Raw genomic sequence first — 19,472 nt, forward strand, 5'->3', positions numbered from 1 at the left:
CTATTCTGCCGCGCGTTTTCTGACCCAGCCAAGGAAGGCAGCATCCGGGCGCCGCAGCCGTGGCGCGCCGGAGCGCACCCACATCGTGCGCCAGTCGGCCTCCAGCGCATAGACATCCACACCGGGGATCAGACTGCGGGCCTGTTCCAGCGTGCGCGCGCTCAGCACCGGCGGACGCTGGCTGTTGTCGAGGATGGCGTGTTTCTGGGAAAACCGGATCAAATCGCCCGGCATCTCTTCCATCGCGTAATCCGGCAGCGGTGCGGCGCTGATCATGTCGCGCAGCATCTTGCGGAACACCCGGCGTGGTGACGCCGAGCCGGATTTCTTCAGCAGCGTGTCCACCGAAATGGTCCAGCTGTCCTGACGGCCGCAATGTTTGCGCGCCAGCTCATAGATGCGCCGCTCCAGCGGTTTGCGCAGACGGAAATAGTCGCGGCTGAGGGTCAGCACCGATTTCGACAGCACCGCGCGATAAATCCATTCGCTGAGCGTCACCACCACATTGACCATCCGCCCGCCACGCGCCTTGCGCACGATCTCCCAGCTCTCGATCAGGCCAAAGCCGCTGGTGACCTCTTGCCCGCCGGTGACGATATTGGTGGTGATGCGGGTGCCGGCCAGCCGCTCAAACGCCTCGCGCAGACGGCGGTAAGCATCGCCCGAGGTTTCGCGGTTGGTCGCCACCAGCAGATCATGGGCGGTGAGGTGCAGCGTGCGGCTGACCTGCCGGCCGGCATTTACCGCCGCCATCAGCTGGCTGATGCAGAAGATCAGGATGTCCTTGTCGTGGATCGTCGCCAGCCCTTTGACCGAAGGCACCACGGTGATCTCGGCGCCATTGTGTTCATAGTTCAGAATCCGTCGGTCCGGCCTCGTGCCAAGCGAGAACAGCGGATGCTCCATCGAGGCGAGATCGTTTTTGGGGATCGCATCAAACACATCGCAGAGGAAAAAATTCCTGCCCTGCGCCCCGCCGCCTGCGGCCATCTGGCCAAAAACCGGGCCTGAATTCTGGCCTGCCATGTCACTGTCCTGTCTGCTCTGCCCGCCCCCGTCTATCCGGACCTTTTGGCCTCTTTCAGGGTGACTCGCGTCTTCGTGGTTTTGATTACGCCTACCCTAAAGTTATCCACACCAGTTCTCAACGGGGGTTCAGAGTCACTGCTTCGGGGGATCAGAGTCAGTCTATCGGGGTTTCGGAATCGCAAGGCCCGGAAAAAAGCGCCTCATCGCCAATGAAAAAAGGGCTTTGCGCCTATGCGTGTTGCGCCTTAACTTATATATAACTCAATAATAACAGGTAGAAAAAATCGACGAGGGGAAAATAGCCCCCGGCATCGCCCCAAAGCCATCCGATTTTAATACTGCAACCCCCGGATTTGCTTAGAAAATTCAAAAGAGATGCGCATATATCTTTCATGTGCGCTGTTTTCTGCTATCATCCGCAAAAGGCCGCACATCAAGAGAGACTCTTCGGAGATCCTCCTGATGGAAAGGGCGCAGGCAGAGGCATGAGAGCAATGGCACGAGAGACCCAGAAGAAAGACCCAAGCCGCGGCGCGGCCGGGCTGCCCCCCTATTTCAACATTGATCCCGATGCCGCGCTCAGCGATCTGGATACCCCCACCAGCACCGGTGGCTTTGCCGAGATCGCCGAGGCCTGTGCGCGGGGCCGTGCGGATCTCTCCAGCCGGGGCATGAATGAGGAGGGGCGCAAATCGCTGCGCCTGTTCTCCACCTGGGAAATCACCCGCTATCTGATCCCGGTCGCCCAGGCCCATTTCCGCCGGGTGCTGAAGGCCAACCCCGATCTGCCGCAGGGCCGCTCTGAAACCGAGGGCGGCGCCAAGTGGTTCACCCTCGATGAGGTGCTGCGCCTGCGCGCGCATTTTGCCGCCCAAGGCTCCAAGGCCAAGGATTACACCCCCTACCGCCCCGAGGGGCTGCCCGCCAAAATGGTCGCTGTCGCCAACTTCAAAGGCGGCGTCGGCAAGACGTCTACCGCGGCCCATCTGGCGATGTCAGCCGCGCTGGATGGCTACAAGGTGCTGGTGATTGATCTGGACAGCCAGGGCTCCATGACCTCGATCTTTGGCGGCCGCGTGGAGGATGAATGGCAGACCGCCTTCCCGCTTCTGGCGCGCCATTACGGCGATCACCTGCGGCTGGAAAACCAGCGCCGTCTGGATCGCGGCGATGCGCCCCAACCACTGGACGACAGCCTGTCGGCGGCGATGGAGATGACGGCGGCTGATGTGATCCAGCCCACCCATTGGCCCAATATCGATCTCATCGGCGCGCAGCTGAACCTCTACTGGGCCGAATTCCAGATCCCGGTCTGGCGCATGGCGGCGCGCAGCTGGAAGCTCTGGGATGCGCTCACTGAGCGGCTGGAGGCCGACGGGGTGCTGGACCAATACGACGTGATCTTCATCGACACGCCGCCGGCGCTTGGCTACCTGACCATCAACGGGCTGTCGGCGGCGGATATCCTCTTGGTGCCGATGGGCGCGTCCTTTCTGGAGTTCGACAGTACGGGGCGGTTTTTCGATATGCTGCATTCCACCTTTGCCTCCATTGAGGACGGCGAGAACCTGGCCGCCCGCGCACTGGGGCGGCCGGAGATTGCCTTTGAATGGGACGCGGTGCGCACGGTGATCACCCGCTATGACAGCGCCCAGCAGGGGGAACTGGCAGCCCTGATGCAGGCCTATCTGGGCCCCACCCTGTCGCCGCACCGGCAGGATTACACCGCGCTGATCGGGCAGGCCGGCGAGCAGGTCAATGGCATCTACGAGGCCGATTACCGCGATTTCAACCGCGAAACCTACGCGCGGGGGCGCGAGACCTTTGATGCCACCTATGCGGCCTTCAAGCGGCTCCTGCTGGCGGTCTGGCGCCGGGATGAGTTGCAGATGCAGCGCGCGGCGCAGTAACGGGCTAAAAACACACCGCGCCCCATACTGTGCACCCTGCGGCCCCCAAGGGCAGACAGGGCCGCAAAATCAGACCAGGCGCGACAAAAAAGGACAGGCAGATGGCAAAACGCAAACGGCTTTCCCCGGCACAGCCGACCTATCTCAGCACCGCGCCTGAGAGCAAATCCGCCCTCGGCGGCCCCGGTTCGCTGTCAGCGCCGCCGATTGCGCAGGTCGCCTCCGAGGCCGCCACAGAGGGCGCGCTGCAGGAGCTGACAGCGGTGCTGGAGACTGCCCGCGCCAAGGGGCTGATGATCGAGGAGATCGCGCTTGGCGCCATCGACGAGACCCATCTGGTGCGCGACCGGCTGGAGCAGGACGAGGAAGAGATGGGGGCGCTGGTGGGATCCCTGCGCGCCCGCGGCCAGCAGACCCCGATCGAGGTGGTGGCCCTGGGCCAGACCGCAGATGGCAAGACCCACGGGCTGATCTCCGGCTGGCGCCGTCTGACCGCGATGCGCAGGCTATATGCCGAGAGCAATGATCCCGCCTTTGCCACCATCAAGGCGCTGGTGATTCAGCCCGACGGGGCCGAGGGCGCTTATGTGGCGATGGTTGAGGAAAACGAAATCCGGGTGAACCTCTCCCACTATGAACGGGCCCGCATTGCGGTGCGCGCGCTGCGCGAAGGGGTCTACAGCAGCCAGAAATACGCGCTGCAATCGCTGTTCGCCAATGCCACCCGCGCCAAACGCTCCAAGATCGGCAGCTTTGTCACCCTGGTTGAGGCGCTGGATGAGGATCTGCTGTTTCCCACCGCCATCCGCGAGAAACTGGGGCTGGGGCTGGCGCGCGCCTTTGCGCAGACGCCCGGCTTTGCCGATGAGGTTGTCGCAGCCCTGCGCGCCACCGCCCGCCCCACGGCAGAGGCGGAACAGGAGGTGCTGAGCCAGCTTCTGGCCGCCTATGAGGGGAGTGAGATGCCCGTCCCCGCTGGTGATCAAGCGGCCTCTGCCGTCCCGATGTCTGACCGGGCATCGGGTCCTGCGGAACAGCCTGCCCCGGCGCCACGGGTGCGCAGCCTTGATCCGGCGGATCATATTGGCGCGGATGAGCGGGTGAGCGTGCAGGCCGCCGCTGGCGTGCGGCTGGGATTCACCCCCGGCCAGCAGCGGATCGAACTCACGGGGACAGCGGTCGACAGCACCCTGATGGAAGACCTGAAAGCCTGGCTGCGCCGCCGCTGAACAGAGTCTGAGGATGATGTGAAAAGACCCTGACACGCCCGTATCAGGGTCTTTTGCGTTTCTGGGTGATATGCCTCGGTGGGTTTAGCGGCCCACCCCGACATAGGTCTCAAACCCGGCGCGTTTGGCGGCTTTGGCGGTGTAGATATTGCGCAGATCCACCATCCGGGGCTGCGCCATCTTGCGCGCCAGCGCCTTCAGATCGAGGGCGCGGAATTCATTCCATTCCGTCAACAGCACCACCAGATCCGCATTGCGCGCGGCCTTATAGGGATCTTCTTCCCATCTGACACCGGGCAGCAGATCGCGACCTTCGGCCTCGCCCTGCGGGTCGACCACCCGCACCCTGGCACCGCCGCCGATCAGGGCCGGCACGATGGTGAGGCTGGGCGCCTCGCGCATGTCATCGGTATTGGGTTTGAAGGTGACGCCCAGCACCGCGATGGTCTTGCCGTTGAAACTGCCGTCACAGGCGTCGCGCAGCTTCTCCAGCATCCGCGCCTTGACCTCCTGATTGACCCGCATCACGGTTTCGGTGATCTGCATCGGATAGGCGTGGTCCTGACCGATGCGGGCCAGCGCGGCGGTATCCTTGGGGAAACACGACCCGCCATAACCGGGACCGGCATGCAGGAACTTATTGCCGATGCGCCCGTCCAGCCCGATGCCACGGGCGACTTCCTTGACGTCTGATCCCACCCGCTCACAGAGGCCTGCGATTTCATTCATGAAGGTGATCTTGGTCGCCAGAAACGCATTGGCGGCATATTTGATCATCTCGGCACTTTCGAGATCGGTGGTAAGGATCGGGAAATCGCGCAGGTAAAGGGGCCGGTAGATCTCGGCCATGACCTCGGCGGCGCGGTCGTTCTGCACGCCGACGACCACCCGGTCGGGGCGCATGAAATCATCAATCGCCGCCCCTTCGCGCAGGAACTCCGGGTTGGAGGCCACATCGAAATCTGCCGCCGGGTTGGATTTGGCAATCACCTGTTTCACCTGCCGGTTGGTGCCCAGGGGAACGGTCGATTTGGTGACCACCACGGTATAGCCCTGCAGGGCGGCGGCGATCTCCTCGCTGGCGGCCATCACATAGGTGAGATCGGCATGACCATCGCCGCGCCGCGTTGGCGTGCCAACGGCGATGAACACCGCTTCGGCCTCGGCCACGGCGGCGGCCAGATCATCGGTAAAGGACAGCCGGCCTGCAGCCACATTGCGCGCCATCAGATCCTCCAGCCCCGGCTCATAGATCGGCACCTCGCCGGCTTGTAGCCGGGCGATCTTGGCGGCGTCCTTGTCGACGCAGACCACGTCATGGCCAAAGTCGGAAAAGCAGACGCCGGAGACCAATCCGACATATCCGGTGCCAATCATTGCAATGCGCATGGGGATGGTCCTTTGCTGTTGCCTCATGTCCCCCGCTTGAAGGGGCGAGGTGTTGGGGATCAGGCATATACCGGCGCGATGGGGGCGGGAACCTGAATTTTGGGCGTACGGGAGATAGGTCCGGTTCGGACCAAATGTTTCGCACGCGAAACATTTGGTCAATCATGCTGACCTAATCGAGAGGAGTGTCTTGATCCCGATTTCTGTGAAATCGGGAGGCCTGCGGCGCGAGTATTTAGGGAAAGGTGACAGGTCAGAAGCGCATGTCGCACCAGATAAGCCCTCCCTGGATCACCTCTGGCCCGGATCAGCCTTGGGTGTCGCCATAATACGCCCGGTACCAGGCGACAAACCGCGCGACGCCCTCTGCGACGCTGACCTGTGGTTCATAGCCGGTGAGCTGGCTCAGCACTGTGGTGTTGGCCCAGGTGGCAGGTACATCCCCGGCCTGCATCTCCATCAGGTTTTTTTGCGCTGTGATCCCCAGCGCCGTTTCCAGCGCCGCGATATAGTCCATCAGCGGTGTTGGCCTGGAGGCGCCGATATTGACCACCCGGAACGGGGCGACAGGGCTGAGATTGTCCTGTTCCGAGACCGGCTGATCCCCCGGCACCGCGTCGATCAGCCCGGTGATGCCTGTGACCAGATCGTCGATATAGGTGAAATCCCGGCTCATCCTGCCGTGGTTATAGACATCAATCGGCTGACCTGCGCGCATCGCCTTGGTGAATTTGAACAGCGCCATATCGGGCCGGCCCCAGGGGCCATAGACGGTGAAAAACCTAAACATCGTGGTCGGCAGCCCGTAGAGATGGGCATAGGAATGGGCCATCGTCTCGCCCGCCTTTTTGGTGGCGGCATAAAAGGACATCTGATGATCCGCCTGCTGGCGCTCATCAAAGGGCATCTGGGTGTTGGCGCCATAGGCCGAGGAGGTGGAGGCGATCAGCATATGGGCGGGCGGATGGGCGCGGGCGGCCTCCAGGAGTTCAAAAGTGCCGATCAGATTGGCCTCAAGATAATCGCGCGGCGCATCAATGGAATGGCGGACCCCGGCCTGGGCGGCCAGATGGATCACCGCATCGGGCTTATGGGTGTCAAACAGCCCCATCAGCCGACCGGGGTCTTCCAGTTTGCCGATCACCGGCGTGAAACCGCTGTGCTCTGCCAGCATCGCGTGGCGGCGTTCTTTCAGGCGGACATCATAATAGGGCGAGAGGCAATCCAGCCCAATGACACGCCAGCCTGCGGTCAGAAGACGGTCTGCAAGGTGATAGCCGATAAAGCCGGCCGATCCGGTGATAAGAGCGGTTTTCATGCCCCTTAGGTGGCGGCTTGGGCGCGGGGTGTCAATGTGTTCTGCGGCGGGGGAAAGCGACCTGTCACCGGCAGGTGAATTGACAGCCCGGTCTATTTATGAGCTTTGCGCTCTGAACCAAAATACCCCGCCGCCCGCAGGAGCCCTTGTCGCTGTGACTGAAACCTTGATCCCCGAGCCTGCGCTTCAGGCTGATATGCAGGCTGATATGCAGGCCAATATGCAGCAGGCCGGCGCCGGACGTCTGGTGGCGGTGGTGGTCACTTATAACCGGCTTGCGAAACTCAAGGTGACATTGGCGCGTCTGCTGGACAGCCCCGCTGAGGAGCTGGCGGCGCTGGTGGTGGTGGACAATGCCTCCAGCGATGGGACCGGCGCCTGGCTGGCCGGCTGGGCGGCGGAGCATCCGCGGGTTGATGTGGTGACCAGTGCCACCAATCAGGGCGGGGCCGGCGGTTTTGCGCTGGGAATGCAGCGCGCGATGGACACCCATAGACCAGACTGGCTGGTGGTGATGGATGATGATGGCCGCCCGGACCCCGGTGGGCTGGCGGCGTTTCACGCCATGGGGCAGAGCGGCGCGCTGGCCCATTGGGACGCGGTGGCGGCGGCGGTCTATTTCCCAAGCGGCGAGATCTGCGAGATGAACCGCCCCTCGCGCAATCCGTTCTGGAGCTTCGGGCATTTCCTGTCTACCGCGCGCAAAGGGCGCGATGGGTTCCATATTCCGCGCCGCGCCTATGACGGCGGGCTGAGCGCGATTGATGTGACGTCTTTTGTGGGGTTCTTCATTTCAGCGGCGGCGGTGCGGCGGGTGGGCTACCCGGATCCAAAGCTGTTCATCTATGGCGATGATGCACTTTATACGCTGGGGCTGAGTGCGGCAGGCGGGCGCATCTGTTTTGCTGCTGATGTGCGGTTTGAGCATGATTTCTCCACCTTTACCGGGGGCGACAGCGGTCAGCGGTTCCGGCCGCTGTGGAAGGTCTATTACCATCACCGCAATCTGCTGCTGCTTTACCGGCAGGCGGCGGGCTGGCTGTTCTGGCCGGTGCTGCTGCTGATCCTGCCCAAATGGGTCCTGAAAGTGCGCCACCACCCCGGTGTGCGCCGCGCCTATCTGCGGCTCACCTGGCTGGCGGTGCGCGACGGGCTGTTGCGCCGGTTGGGGCGCAGCCACGGTGAGGTGCTGGCAGAGGCCCGCGAATAAAGCGCAGATCAGCGGTTGAGGATGACCCGGTGATAGCGGCGCATCAGGATCAGGCCCAAGGCGGTCAGCGTCATACCGATCAGCAGCACATAAGAATGGCTGACGTAATCGGCATTATAGGTGGGATAGAATCCGGTGCGCATCAGCCCGGTGATATGCAGCAGCGGATTATACCACAGCACGTCCTGCGCCACCGGCGGCAGATCCTCGTAGATATAGATCACACCGGAGGCCAGAAACAGCGGTCGGGTGATGATCGACCAGGCCACATCCCACAGGGGAAACAGCCCCATCAGCACCGCATTGATGCAGCCCACGCCCAGTCCCAGCACCATGGCGAGGGTGATGGCTTCGACCAGCGGTGGCAGGTCAATGGCGGTGCGGCTGTCGATCACCGCAAGGATGCCGGTGATCAGCAGGGTGGTGATGACAATCCCGGTCAGGCTGTTCAGCACAAACCGCGCCAGGATCGCATCCAGCCAAGTGACAGCGGGGTAGCGCAGCAGGGGGCGGGAATAGGCCAGCGCCCGCGCAACGGTGCCGGACAGAGTCTGATACAGGTTAAATGGCAGAAATCCGGTGGCGTAGAACAAGAGAAAACTGGTGCCAAGCGACGGCGTGCGGATCACCAGCGAGAAGCCCAGCGACAGGAACAGGATCGCGGCGAGCGGTTCCAGAATGCCCCAGAGGTAGCCGCCGGGGGTGCGCCCGTAGCGGGTCGACATCTCGCGCAGCACCAGTGCCGCCACGGTGCGCAAGGTCGCCATGCTGCGGCGGTGGCGATGGTGCGGATTGGCGGCGGGGCTGGCGGGGATCTGGGCCGGCGTCTGGGCGGGTGCCTGTGCCGTACCTTGTGTCTTTGGCGGGCTTAATGGGCGGGGCTGAGCCGGGGGCGCAGAAGAAGACAGGCTGGCCATGAACACCCCATGAATACCCATTGTGAAACGTGGATCGCGAGCGGTATTATGAGAGAAACAAAAGACAATGACAAACGGCTTGGGGCAGGGTGCTTTTGGGCCAGGACAGGTTGATCATGACACAGACGCCCTCGGCCCCGCTGACCGGACGCTCGGCTTCGGAAGAGACGGCCACGACGACCCCTGCTGGGACAGACCCTGCGGGCGTTGCCCCGGTAGACGCCGTGGCCGATGAGGCGGCAGACGGCACCCTGACGCCCCGCGTCCCGGATCCGGTCAAACAGCTGAAACGGGTGCGCCGCAAGGCGCGCAAGGCTGAGGCCGCCGTGGCCGAGCTGGAGGCGCGCATTGCCGAGGCCGAGCAACGTCCGGCCTATCCGCTGGCGCGGCCCGCCAGTATGAAAAAACGCCACTGGGGGCTGGTGATCAGCTTTGTGGCGCTGGTGCTGGCGCCGCTTCTGGCGGTGATGATCTATCTCTGGACTTTTGCCGAGGATCAATATTCCTCAACCGCAGGCTTTACCGTGCGCAGCCAGGAAAGCAGCGGCGCCAATGATCTGCTTGGCGGGCTGGCGCAGTTTGCAGGCACCAGCAGCGCCTCGGACAGTGATATTCTCTATGAATTCATCCAAAGCCAGGAAATGGTGGCCGCGGTCGACAAAGCCGTGGATCTGCAGGGGCATTACAGCGCGCTCTGGCCGCGGGACTGGGTCTTTGCGCTCTGGCCGGAGGCCTCGCTGGAGGATCTGACCTGGTACTGGCAGCGCATTGTCGGCATCTCCTTTGACAGCGGCTCGGGGCTGATCGAGGTGCAGGCGCTGGCCTTTGATGCGGCGACTGCGCAGGCCATCACGCAGGCCATCGTGGCGGAGAGCCAGACCCGGATCAATGCGCTGAACGAACAGGCGCGCGCCGATGCGATGCGCTATGCCCGCGCCGATCTGGACGAGGCGCTGGAGCGGCTGAAGGACGCCCGCCAGTCGCTGACCAGTTTTCGCACCCGCACCCGGATCGTCGATCCCGAGGCCGATATCCAAGGCCGTATGGGGGTGATGAACAACCTTCAGCAGCAACTGGCCGAGGCGCTGATTGAGCAGGATCTGTTGCTGGCCTCCGTCAGCCCATCAGATCCCCGGATTAAGAAAGCACAGCAGCATATTGATGTGATTCGCGATCGCATCAATATCGAACGCCAGACCTTTACCTCCAACAACACCGACACCGGGGGCGTGGGGGAGGATTATCCTTCGCTGATTTCCGAATTCGAACGGCTGACGGTGGACCGCGAATATGCCGAGGAAAGCTACCGTGCCGCCCTGACGGCGCTGGAGGTGGCGCGCGATGATGCCGCCCGTCAGAGCCGCTATCTGGCGACCTATATCAACCCCACCCGCGCCACCGAGGCGGAATATCCCCGCCGCACGGTGCTGGCCGCCCTGGCCGGGCTGTTCCTGCTGCTGACCTGGTCGATCCTGACGCTGATCTACTATTCGATCCGCGATCGCAGTTAAGTCGAGGGGGCAGGGCGGTGATCCGGTTTGAAAATCTGACCAAGAGCTTCTGGCTCAAGGGGGAGCGGCGGGTTGTCATCGACAATCTGAACCTGACCCTGCCGACGGGGCGGTCGCTGGCGCTTCTGGGGCGCAATGGCGCGGGCAAATCCACCCTGTTGCAGCTGGTGGCGGGCACTATGCGTCCCGATCATGGCGAGATCATCTCCGACGGGTCGATTTCCTGGCCTGTGGGGCTGGCAGCGTCGTTTCACGGCGATCTGAGCGGCGCGGAAAACGTCCGCTTCATCGCGCGGATTTACGGCGTGGATACCGATGATCTGGTGGGGTTTGTCGAGGATTTTGCCGAATTGGGCAAATTCTACCACATGCCGATGCGCAGCTATTCTTCCGGCATGCGGGCGCGGCTGACATTCGGCGCCTCGATGGGGATCAAGTTCGACACCTATCTGGTGGATGAGGTGACGGCGGTGGGCGATGCCGCCTTCAAGCGCAAGAGCCGCGATATCTTCACCGACCGGATGCGCCATTCCAGCGCCATTCTGGTCAATCATTCGATGCGCCAGCTGCGCCAGTTCTGCAATGCCGGTCTGGTGCTGGACAATGGCCGGCTGCGCTATTTCAGCGATCTGGATGAGGCCATTGCCGAGCATCATCGCCTGATGGCGGTCTGACAGGGGCTGATATGACTGGCAAGTATTTCCGTAATGCATTGATATAAAAGCAAAATGCAGGTCTTTGCCGGTGCGGAAACCGATCCTTGTATGCTTTTGGATTGTTTGACAAAAAGGGCAGGGGACGCAAACAGGACGGGGTGCCGGGGTGAATATACTGATGGTGGGCGCAGGGCTTTCGGGCGCTGTGATCGGGCGGCATCTGGCCGAAGCAGGTCACAAGATCACGGTGCTGGACAGTCGCGACCATATCGGCGGCAATTGCCATACCGCGCGCGACGCGGAGACCGGCGTCATGGTGCATGTCTACGGGCCGCATATTTTCCACACCGATGACGCTGAGGTCTGGGGGTATGTGAACGGGTTTGAGAGTTTCCTGCCCTATAAAAACCGGGTGAAGACTACCAGTCTGGATCCCGAAGGACGGCGTGGCGTGTTCTCGCTGCCGGTGAACCTGCACACCATCAACCAGTTCTTTGGCAAGACGCTGCGCCCTGAAGAGGCGCATGAGTTCATCACCGAGGAACAGGCCGACATCTCCATCACCGATCCGCAGACCTTTGAAGAGCAGGCGCTGCGCTTTGTGGGCCGCGATCTTTATGAGGCGTTTTTCAAAGGCTACACGATCAAGCAATGGGGCGTGGCGCCAAGCGCGCTGCCGGCCTCGATCCTGAAGCGGCTGCCGGTGCGGTTCAACTACGACGACAATTACTTCTTCCACAAATATCAGGGCATGCCGGAGAACGGCTATACCGCGATGATTGAAAAAATCCTCGATCATCCGGGCATAACGGTCAAGTTAGAGACTGTTTTTGACCAATCGCAGGCGGCAGATTACGACCATGTGTTCTACTCCGGGCCTTTGGATGGGTATTTTGACTACCAGCTGGGCCGGCTGGGGTACCGGACGCTGGATTTCGAACGGTTCACCCATCAGGGCGACTACCAGGGCTGCGCAGTGATGAACTACGGTGAGGAAGCCGTGCCTTACACCCGCATCACCGAACACAAGCATTTCGCCCCCTGGGAAAACCATGACGGCTCGGTCTGCTACCGCGAGTTTTCCCGCGCCGCGACGCCTGAGGATATCCCCTATTACCCGATCCGCCAGGTCGAGGAAAAAGCGCTGCTGGGGGAGTATGTGGCGCTGGCCGAACAGGCCGAGGGCGTCACCTTTGTGGGGCGTCTTGGCACCTATCGCTATCTCGATATGGATGTGACCATCCGCGAGGCGCTGGACACCGCACGCGGGTTTCTGGCAGCGCAGGAAAACCGCGCGCCGGTTCCGGCCTTCTTTGTGGCGCCGCTCTGATCGAGCCTGACCGCTGCGCTGTTGCAGGCGGCTTGGTCTGGACCCGTACCGGATGTTAGAGTAGGGCTTGGGCGCCGGAAAATAAGGCTGATGAAGGAACGAGATGGAGCCGATGAGCGACAAAACCGGAGCCAGACCCAAGACGCTTGTGATTCACATCGGCGACCACAAGACCGGGACCACCACCATCCAGAATGCGCTGGCTGTGGGGAGCATTCAGCTGCATGACGCCAAGCTGCTCTACCCGGCCAAGATGAACCACAATTATCTGACCGGGTTTATCACCAGCCATCGCAAGGGCACGCCCCTGCCCAAACATCTGGAGGATCGCGACGGTCTGACAGAGGTGGCCGCCCAGATCGCGGCCTCGGATGCGGATTATGCGGTGCTGTCTGCCGAGGCGTTTGAGAATATCCCGGCACCGGAATTTTACGACCTGGTCGAGACCTTCTTTCGCGGCTGCGCTGATCGCATCCATATCGTGGCCTATGTGCGCCCTCATGCGCAGCGGATCCTGTCGAGCTATGCCGAGCAGATCAAGATCGGCTGGTACCGGGGCAGCATGCAGGAGTTCTTTGACCACAACCTGCAAAACGGCCGGTTTCATTACGCGCCACGTTTTGCCCAGTGGCGGGAGTTGTTCGGCGAGGATTTCACCCTGCGCCCGATGATCCGCAAAGAGCTGAAAAATGGCTCGGTGCTGGATGATTTTGCCGAGGTGGCCTTTGACGGGCGGCCCTGCACGGTGGAGGAATTCGAGCCGGAAAACCAGGCCATGACCGTGCGCGAGCTGGCGTTGATGTATTTCCTGCAAGGTCAGTTTCAGGAACAGGACCCCTGGTTGCGCCACACGCTGGGCTGGGAGCTGTCGCGTCAGCTGGACCGTTCGCGCGGCGACAGCGAGGCCAAGGTGCGCAAACTGGTGATGGCGCGCGATCTGGCCGAGGCCGCCACCGCCGCCTATCGCTGCGATGCCGAGGTCATGGATGCCGAATTCTTCGGCGGCCGGCCGCTGTTGCGCAACGCGCTGCGCGACATGGAAAAACAATCGGCCCCCTGCGCCCCGTCGCTGGACCCCAGCCAGTTTTTCAGCCCCGAACATCTGCGCAACCTGACCGTCATGGCCAAGATCATCGAAGGCATGCTGGAACGGCAGGGCAAATGGCCCTCCTATTTCCACAGCCACCGGATCAAGGATATTGAGCGGCACAAGAACGCGCGCCTTGGGCTGGATGAAAACGGCGATCCGCTGGAACCTGAGGCGGATGCAGAGATGCCCGCCGGATCCGAGACCGCAGCGACACCTGCCCCACAGGGCGCCGCACCCACATCTGACACGCCGGCCCAGACACCACCGCCACCGCCCGCGCGCGTTCTCGCAGATGCCGCCGCAGGCGCTGCGCCACAGAAGGATCAGCCATGAATATCCGTTCCTCCCTTGCTGCGGTCATCGTGACCTACAACCGGCTGGACAAGCTGAAGCGCGTGATCGCCGCCCTGCAGGCGCAGACCTGCCTGCCGGAGCGGGTTTTTGTGATCGACAATGCCTCCACCGATGAGACCGGCAGCTGGTTGACCCAACTGCAACAGGACGACCCGCGGTTTCAGCATGTGCGCCTGCCGGAAAACATCGGCGGCGCCGGCGGCTTTTACGAGGGCGCGCGGGTGGCCTATGAGGAAGGCTATGATTACATCTGGTTCAGCGATGATGATGCTTATCCCGACCCCAATGCCATTGAGCTGCTGCTGACCGGCATCAAGGATTTCGAGGCGCGGTTCACCTGGCGGCCGTCTTTTGCCTGTTCGGCGGTGAAATGGACCAATGGCGATCTCTGCGAGATGAACACGCCCTCTACGGTCTGGGACTGGCCACGCTTCTACAGCCCCGAGACGCCTTATTTCCTGGTCGGCTCCTGCTCCTTTGTCTCGGTGCTGGTGCCGCGTTGGGCGATCCAGAAACACGGCTTTCCGATCAAGGAATATTTCATCTGGTACGATGATGCCGAATATACCCAGCGGATCGCCAAATCCTACCCTGGCATCTACTGTCCCAACAGCGTGGTGGTCCATGATGTGCCGGAAAACAAGGGCGTGAACTATTCGCTGGTGAACCAGGCCAATATCTGGAAATTCCGCTATGGCGCCCGCAATGAGGCGTCGTTCCGGCGCCGTGAACAGGGCTGGGCCGGGGTGGCGGTTTTTGCCCGCGGGGTGCGCCGACAGATGCGCCAGGGCAATGTGGAAAAATCACTGCGCCGCGAGGTCTATAAGGCGATCTGGCGGGGCTGTTCCTTTAACCCGCAGATCATCCGCCCCGATCCCGACACCGGCGTCTGAAACAGGACGTCTGAAACCCAGCGTCTGAAAACGGTGCCTACATAAGACCGTTCCCAACAGGTCGCACAATCCGGCAGGCAGCCAGACCACGAGGCAGGAGCCCCCATGTCCCAGGACAGAGACTACATCGATCAGGAGATCACCCAGATCCGTTTCATCTATGAAACGCTCTATCCCGAGACCCCGGTCGAGGCCCATATGTGGTGGGAAAAGGCCAAGCTGCCGACCCCGGCGGTGCAGCCGCAGGATATGTCCTATGGCGCCGAGATGATGGCGCTGACCTATATCGGCAACCTGCGCACCGGGCCGCAGGAGACCCCGGCGCTGCCGGGCAAGCGGGTGTTTGTCACCATTCCCTCGCCGCGTCAGGTGGCGGTGCGCGAAAGTGCTGGCGGCGTGCCCTGGCACAAGCGGCCGCGCAAATACCGGGCCATTCATGCGCTCTCGCCGATTCTGGCAGAGCAGATGAAATATCAGATCGAGGCCCGGCGCTGGCGCAAACTTCCCGCCCGGCATAAATTCTCCCGGCTGGCCTGTTCGCGCGGCATCTTTGAAACCCAGAAAATGACCCCAGAGGGGCGTCATGGCGGCAAGGATCCGGCAATCCTGATCGGGTTGCACTGGCTGGATGTGGGCGGCGCCGAGAGCCTTGGTATCGACAGCATCCAATGGGCGCTGGACGCCGGGTTGCGGGTGTTTGTCATGGTTGGGCAGGAAGGCCCCGAACGGCTGCTGGCGAAACTGCCCGATGATCCGCGCCTGCAGTTGATCCGCACCGACCGTTACCTGCCGCGCAGCCAGACCAGCGGTTTTGTCAGCCAGCTGATCGCGCAGGAAAACATCATCCTCACCCACAATCATCACTGCGTGCCGCTCTATGATGCGCTGCCCACGATCAAGCTGCGCCACCCGCATGTGGTCAATATCGACAGCACCCATATCGTGGAATACGCCGATGGCGGCTATCCGCGGATCTCGGGCGTCTGGAGCAATTACATTGATCATCACCATGTGATCAGCGGCGATCTGGAGCGGTTCTACAAGGAGCGGTTCCGGGTCTATGGCAGCAAGCTGGTGCTGGGGCGTCTGCTGGATGACAGCCGTCGCGGGGCCGAAGTGGCACCGGTGCGCATCAAGGCCGGGCAGAGCCGCTGCCGCGTCGCCTTTGTCGGGCGGATGGTGCATCAAAAACGCCCGGTGGTGGCGCTGTCTATTATCCGGCGGCTGCGGGCCTGGGGCAAACGCAACGGCGTGGAGTTCCGCTTTGATATGGTGGGCGAGGGCCCCTATCGCGGCGCGGTCGAACATCTTTTGACCCGCTACCGGCTTGCGGATGTGGTGCATCTGCATCCCGCGGGGACCGATGTGCCGGCGCTGCTGGAGGCCAGTGATATCCTCTTGGTGCCGTCGTCGAACGAAGGGCTGGCGCTGGTCTGCTATGAGGCGATTGAGGCCGGCTGCGTGCCGATCTGCTCCGAGGTGGGCGCACAGGCTGAGATCTGCCCGCCGGAAACGCTGGTGGCCTGGTCGCCTCTGCAGGCGGTGCGCGACAGCGTCGCGGTGGTGCAGCGGCTGTTGCGCGAGGAGGGTTTTGCCGAGACGGTAGAAGCCGGCCAGCGCGCCCGGATGCAGGCCTTGCAGGATGAGCCTTCGGCGCGCGAGGTGCTGGACCGGCTCTATCGTGATGCGCTGGCGGCGGTCGAGACGGAACAACAGCTCCCGAAAGAAACTGCCAAGCGCCGCAAGACCAAGAGCAAGGCCCCGGCATGACCCGCAGGCTGTGGCTGCATATCGGCTCGCATAAGACCGGGTCGACCTCGTTGCAGACCGCGCTGCGGCAGGGGCAGAGCGACAAGACCCTGGGCCGCTGGAGCTACCTGCACGCAAGGCCACGGGTGGATTTCAACCCGTTGGTGCGCTGCCATGGCATGGGCGCGGGGATGCACACCGAATTGCGCTGGCCGTTTCTGGAGCGGCGCATGGCGGATGCCGATCATCGCGGCCATGGCGACTGTATCCTGTCCAGCGAGATGCTGTTCTGGCTGATGGATGTCGCGGATCTGGAGGCGCTGCGCCAGCAGCTGCTGACCCATTTTGACGAGATCAACGTGGTGGCCTATCTGCGCCGTCAGGATGCGCTGGCGCTGTCGCACCGCAAACAGGTGGTGATGGGGCGGGCGGCCTATCAGTTTTACGGCGCGCAGATCCGGGGCCTGCCGGAGTTTCAGCCGCATATGATGCGCTATTTCGATTATGCCACCAAACTGGCGCGCTGGGAGCAGGTGTTCGGGGCCGGGAATGTCACCGTGCGCCGGTTCCAGCGTGGCGATCTGGTGGGCGGCGATACGGTGCTGGATTTCTACCATCTGGTGGGGCTGACGCCGCCGCCGGAGCTGCCGCAGGAAAACGCGGCCTGGTCGCGCAGCCAGCTGTTGGCGGGGCTGTGGCTGCGCCAGCGTGGCTATCCGCGCCAAAGCTTTGCCGAGGCGGTGCAGGAGCTGCCGGACGATGGCCGGCTGATGCCTGCGCGGGATGATGCAGCGGCGTTTCTGGCGCGGTTTGAGGCGATCAACCGGGCGCTGGCGGCGCGCTATGACCCGCAGGGGCCGGAGATGTTTTTTGACTGTGACCTCAGCCGTTATCCGGAGGCGGGCAATGGCGAGGGGCTGGAAGGCGATGCGGTGGTGACGCCAGAGGTGCTGGCCGGGCTGGAGGCGCGGGCGCAGGCGGAGAGGGCGGCGCGGGAGTTGCCGCTGGATGCGCTGAACCCGGAGGATCGGATCGACGGGGCCTGAGTTGCCCCTGTCCAATAGCGGATTGGTTTGTCCCCTCGCAGTTTTCTGCGGGGGGATTTTTTATGCGGGCAGGGACGCCCGGTGCTGCCCGGTCACGGGAGGGGCTGCGCAAAAGAAAAGGCCCCGCTTTGCGGGGCCTTTCCGAAGACATGTGACAGCGCCAATTAGGCGAAGTCGAAGTCCGCTGCGGCCAGATCGCCGAGTGCAACACCTGTCAAGGTCACAGTGGTGTCTGCATCGATTGCGATGGTGACACCTTCGGAGGTTTCGTAAGCAACCGCCAGAACGTCGTCCAGGTCGTTGTAACCCAGCTCTTCCACGTTCAGTTTGTCAGCGTCTGTACCGAAGTCGGTGATGGTGGTCGCGCCTGTGCCCGCTTTCAGGACAAAGGTGTCATCGTCGTTACCACCGGTCAGCTCGTCGCCGCCGAGGCTGGTGTAGATCATGTCTGCACCGTCGCCACCGGTAATGCTGTCTTCGCCAGCACCACCACGCAGTTCGTCGTCGCCTGTGCCGCCGCGCAGATCGTCGTCGCCGTCGCCACCTTTCAGGGTGTCGTTGTCAGCGCCACCGTCGAGGTTGTCGTCGCCGTCACCACCGTTGATGATGTCGTTGCCGCCCAGACCGTCGAGGGTGCCGTCGTCGCCGTTGCCGCCGAAGATCATATCAGCGCCTGCGCCACCGGTGATTTCGTCTGCACCTGCGCCGCCGCCCAGGATGTTGCCGTCGTCGTCGCCAGCAGTCAGGGTGTCGTTGCCGTTGCCGCCGCGCAGAACGTTGACATCGTCGCCGCCGTTCAGATCGTCGTTGCCATTGCCACCGATCAGGGTGTCATTGCCAGCACCTGCAATAAGGGTGTTGTCCTGGTCGTCACCATTGAAGGTGTCGTTGCCTGCGTCTTCGCTACCGAAGTCGTTGGTTTCGTCGACGTCTGCGGAACCTTCAGTAGCAGTCCAGGAGTCATCACCGGTGGTGAAGGGAATGGTCTCTTCAAAGGTCACGGTAACGGTCTGGGTGTTGGTGCCGTCGGACAGAACCACAACGTAGGAGAAGGTTGCGTCTTCGCCGACGTTGCCCTGAGCGGCAATCGCTGCGGTGTTCGCGGTGAAGGCCAGGCCAGTGCCGGATACGCTGAAGGCGCCATCGGTGTTGGTGAAGTTGTTGCCAACGGTGGCAACGTCCTGACCATCAACGCTGACGATGGATGTCGCGGTGAAGTCAGTTGTGGTGGTTGCTTCGCCATCCCAGTCGTAGCTGGTGGTGGTTGCCAGCGCCAGCGGGGTGCCGTCTGCGTCACCAGCTGCGGGGTTGATCACACCTGTGGAGGCAACGCCTGCTTCGATGGTCGCGCCGTCGGAGAAGGTCACGGAAGTGAAACCTTCGGTCAGGGAAGCCGCGAAACCAGCTGTGGTGTCGTCGTCCAGAGTCCAGGTGTCGGTATCGGCGTCATAGGACACTTCAGCGTTTGCACCGGCCATCAGAGCCGCCAGAGCATTGTCTTCGAGGGTCAGCGTGTCTGCGCCGCCATTGCCGTCAAGAGTGCTTGCAGCAGCAAATGTTACTGCGTCGGTCAGGCTGACTGCGTCATCGCCAGTTGAACCAGCAACAAAAGTCTCGCCGGTGGGTACATTAATATTAGCCATTTTCTACTCCGTAGTAATGCTCGTCGATTTCCTGCGAACAAACGCGCCTGCCTTATGCCCGCAAAGGTTTTACCGCTCTCTGTCTCTCTGGCTGGGCATCTGTTGTCAAGGAAACTTGCGCAGGCGGGCTCAGGAATTGCGGGGATGTCGAAATCGTGCCCTGCGCGCCACGCTGCCCCGTTGTGGGAAACTGGCAGC

15 protein-coding genes are annotated in these 19,472 nt (G+C 62.4%); 10 read left to right on the top strand and 5 right to left on the bottom strand.

All coding sequences use genetic code 11. The features are described 5' to 3' along the window. Entirely contained in the window at positions 1–990 is a 990-nt protein-coding gene (locus tag PhaeoP97_RS19590; RefSeq protein WP_072506964.1) for a replication initiator protein A, read from the bottom strand. A 533-nt stretch (positions 991–1,523) separates the two neighbouring features. On the opposite strand from PhaeoP97_RS19590, the gene PhaeoP97_RS19595 reads away from it, so the two are divergent. Beyond that, the gene (locus tag PhaeoP97_RS19595) at positions 1,524–2,939 is read left to right on the top strand and encodes an AAA family ATPase (RefSeq protein WP_072506925.1); all 1,416 of its coding nucleotides are present in this window, start codon (positions 1,524–1,526) and stop codon (positions 2,937–2,939) included. Positions 2,940–3,040: 101 nt separating this feature from the next. Beyond that, on the top strand, positions 3,041–4,168 hold the full coding sequence (locus PhaeoP97_RS19600) for a ParB/RepB/Spo0J family partition protein (protein WP_072506926.1): 1,128 nt from the start codon (positions 3,041–3,043) through the stop codon (positions 4,166–4,168). Between the two features lie 84 nt (positions 4,169–4,252). On the opposite strand, the gene PhaeoP97_RS19605 is transcribed toward PhaeoP97_RS19600, so the two are convergent. Together PhaeoP97_RS19605 and PhaeoP97_RS19610 are read right to left on the bottom strand one after the other, a co-directional pair. Beyond that, complete coding sequence (locus tag PhaeoP97_RS19605; protein ID WP_014876636.1) at positions 4,253–5,557, bottom strand: UDP-glucose dehydrogenase family protein; 1,305 nt, start codon at positions 5,555–5,557, stop codon at positions 4,253–4,255. A gap of 307 nt (positions 5,558–5,864) precedes the next feature. Then, a complete protein-coding gene (locus PhaeoP97_RS19610) occupies positions 5,865–6,875 on the bottom strand; it encodes an NAD-dependent epimerase/dehydratase family protein (RefSeq protein WP_072506927.1) in 1,011 nt (336 codons plus the stop codon). A gap of 154 nt (positions 6,876–7,029) precedes the next feature. Here PhaeoP97_RS19610 and PhaeoP97_RS19615 point away from each other — a divergent pair, with 154 nt between their 5' ends. Continuing rightward, a complete protein-coding gene (locus PhaeoP97_RS19615; protein WP_083570492.1) occupies positions 7,030–8,085 on the top strand; it encodes a glycosyltransferase in 1,056 nt (351 codons plus the stop codon). An 8-nt stretch (positions 8,086–8,093) separates the two neighbouring features. On the opposite strand, the gene PhaeoP97_RS19620 is transcribed toward PhaeoP97_RS19615, so the two are convergent. Next, the gene (locus PhaeoP97_RS19620) at positions 8,094–9,002 is read right to left on the bottom strand and encodes an ABC transporter permease (RefSeq protein WP_072506961.1); all 909 of its coding nucleotides are present in this window, start codon (positions 9,000–9,002) and stop codon (positions 8,094–8,096) included. A 116-nt stretch (positions 9,003–9,118) separates the two neighbouring features. Here PhaeoP97_RS19620 and PhaeoP97_RS19625 point away from each other — a divergent pair, with 116 nt between their 5' ends. From PhaeoP97_RS19625 to PhaeoP97_RS19655, 7 genes are all read left to right on the top strand, one after another. Continuing rightward, the gene (locus tag PhaeoP97_RS19625; RefSeq protein ID WP_072506928.1) at positions 9,119–10,513 is read left to right on the top strand and encodes a KpsE/RkpR family capsule polysaccharide export protein; all 1,395 of its coding nucleotides are present in this window, start codon (positions 9,119–9,121) and stop codon (positions 10,511–10,513) included. A 17-nt stretch (positions 10,514–10,530) separates the two neighbouring features. After that, entirely contained in the window at positions 10,531–11,187 is a 657-nt protein-coding gene (locus PhaeoP97_RS19630) for an ABC transporter ATP-binding protein (protein ID WP_027246738.1), read from the top strand. Positions 11,188–11,347: 160 nt separating this feature from the next. Continuing rightward, positions 11,348–12,499 (top strand): UDP-galactopyranose mutase, encoded by a 1,152-nt coding sequence (gene glf / locus PhaeoP97_RS19635; protein ID WP_072506929.1) that lies wholly within the window; start codon positions 11,348–11,350, stop codon positions 12,497–12,499. A gap of 112 nt (positions 12,500–12,611) precedes the next feature. Continuing rightward, entirely contained in the window at positions 12,612–13,922 is a 1,311-nt protein-coding gene (locus PhaeoP97_RS19640; protein ID WP_237029067.1) for a hypothetical protein, read from the top strand. After that, on the top strand, positions 13,919–14,836 hold the full coding sequence (locus PhaeoP97_RS19645; protein ID WP_014876628.1) for a glycosyltransferase family 2 protein: 918 nt from the start codon (positions 13,919–13,921) through the stop codon (positions 14,834–14,836). The genes PhaeoP97_RS19640 and PhaeoP97_RS19645 overlap by 4 nt, the downstream gene beginning before the upstream one ends. Before the next feature lie 105 nt (positions 14,837–14,941). Next, the gene (locus PhaeoP97_RS19650; RefSeq protein WP_072506931.1) at positions 14,942–16,606 is read left to right on the top strand and encodes a glycosyltransferase family 4 protein; all 1,665 of its coding nucleotides are present in this window, start codon (positions 14,942–14,944) and stop codon (positions 16,604–16,606) included. Continuing rightward, positions 16,603–17,631, top strand: coding sequence for a hypothetical protein (locus PhaeoP97_RS19655; RefSeq protein ID WP_072506932.1), 1,029 nt, complete (start codon positions 16,603–16,605; stop codon positions 17,629–17,631). Before PhaeoP97_RS19650 ends, PhaeoP97_RS19655 begins: the two co-directional genes overlap by 4 nt. 164 nt (positions 17,632–17,795) lie before the next feature. Here PhaeoP97_RS19655 and PhaeoP97_RS19660 read toward each other — a convergent pair whose 3' ends face one another. Next, a complete protein-coding gene (locus PhaeoP97_RS19660; RefSeq protein WP_072506933.1) occupies positions 17,796–19,274 on the bottom strand; it encodes a calcium-binding protein in 1,479 nt (492 codons plus the stop codon). Positions 19,275–19,472 lie beyond the last annotated feature (198 nt).

This window comes from Phaeobacter porticola, assembly GCF_001888185.1.
Classification (GTDB): Bacteria; Pseudomonadota; Alphaproteobacteria; order Rhodobacterales; family Rhodobacteraceae; genus Phaeobacter; species Phaeobacter porticola.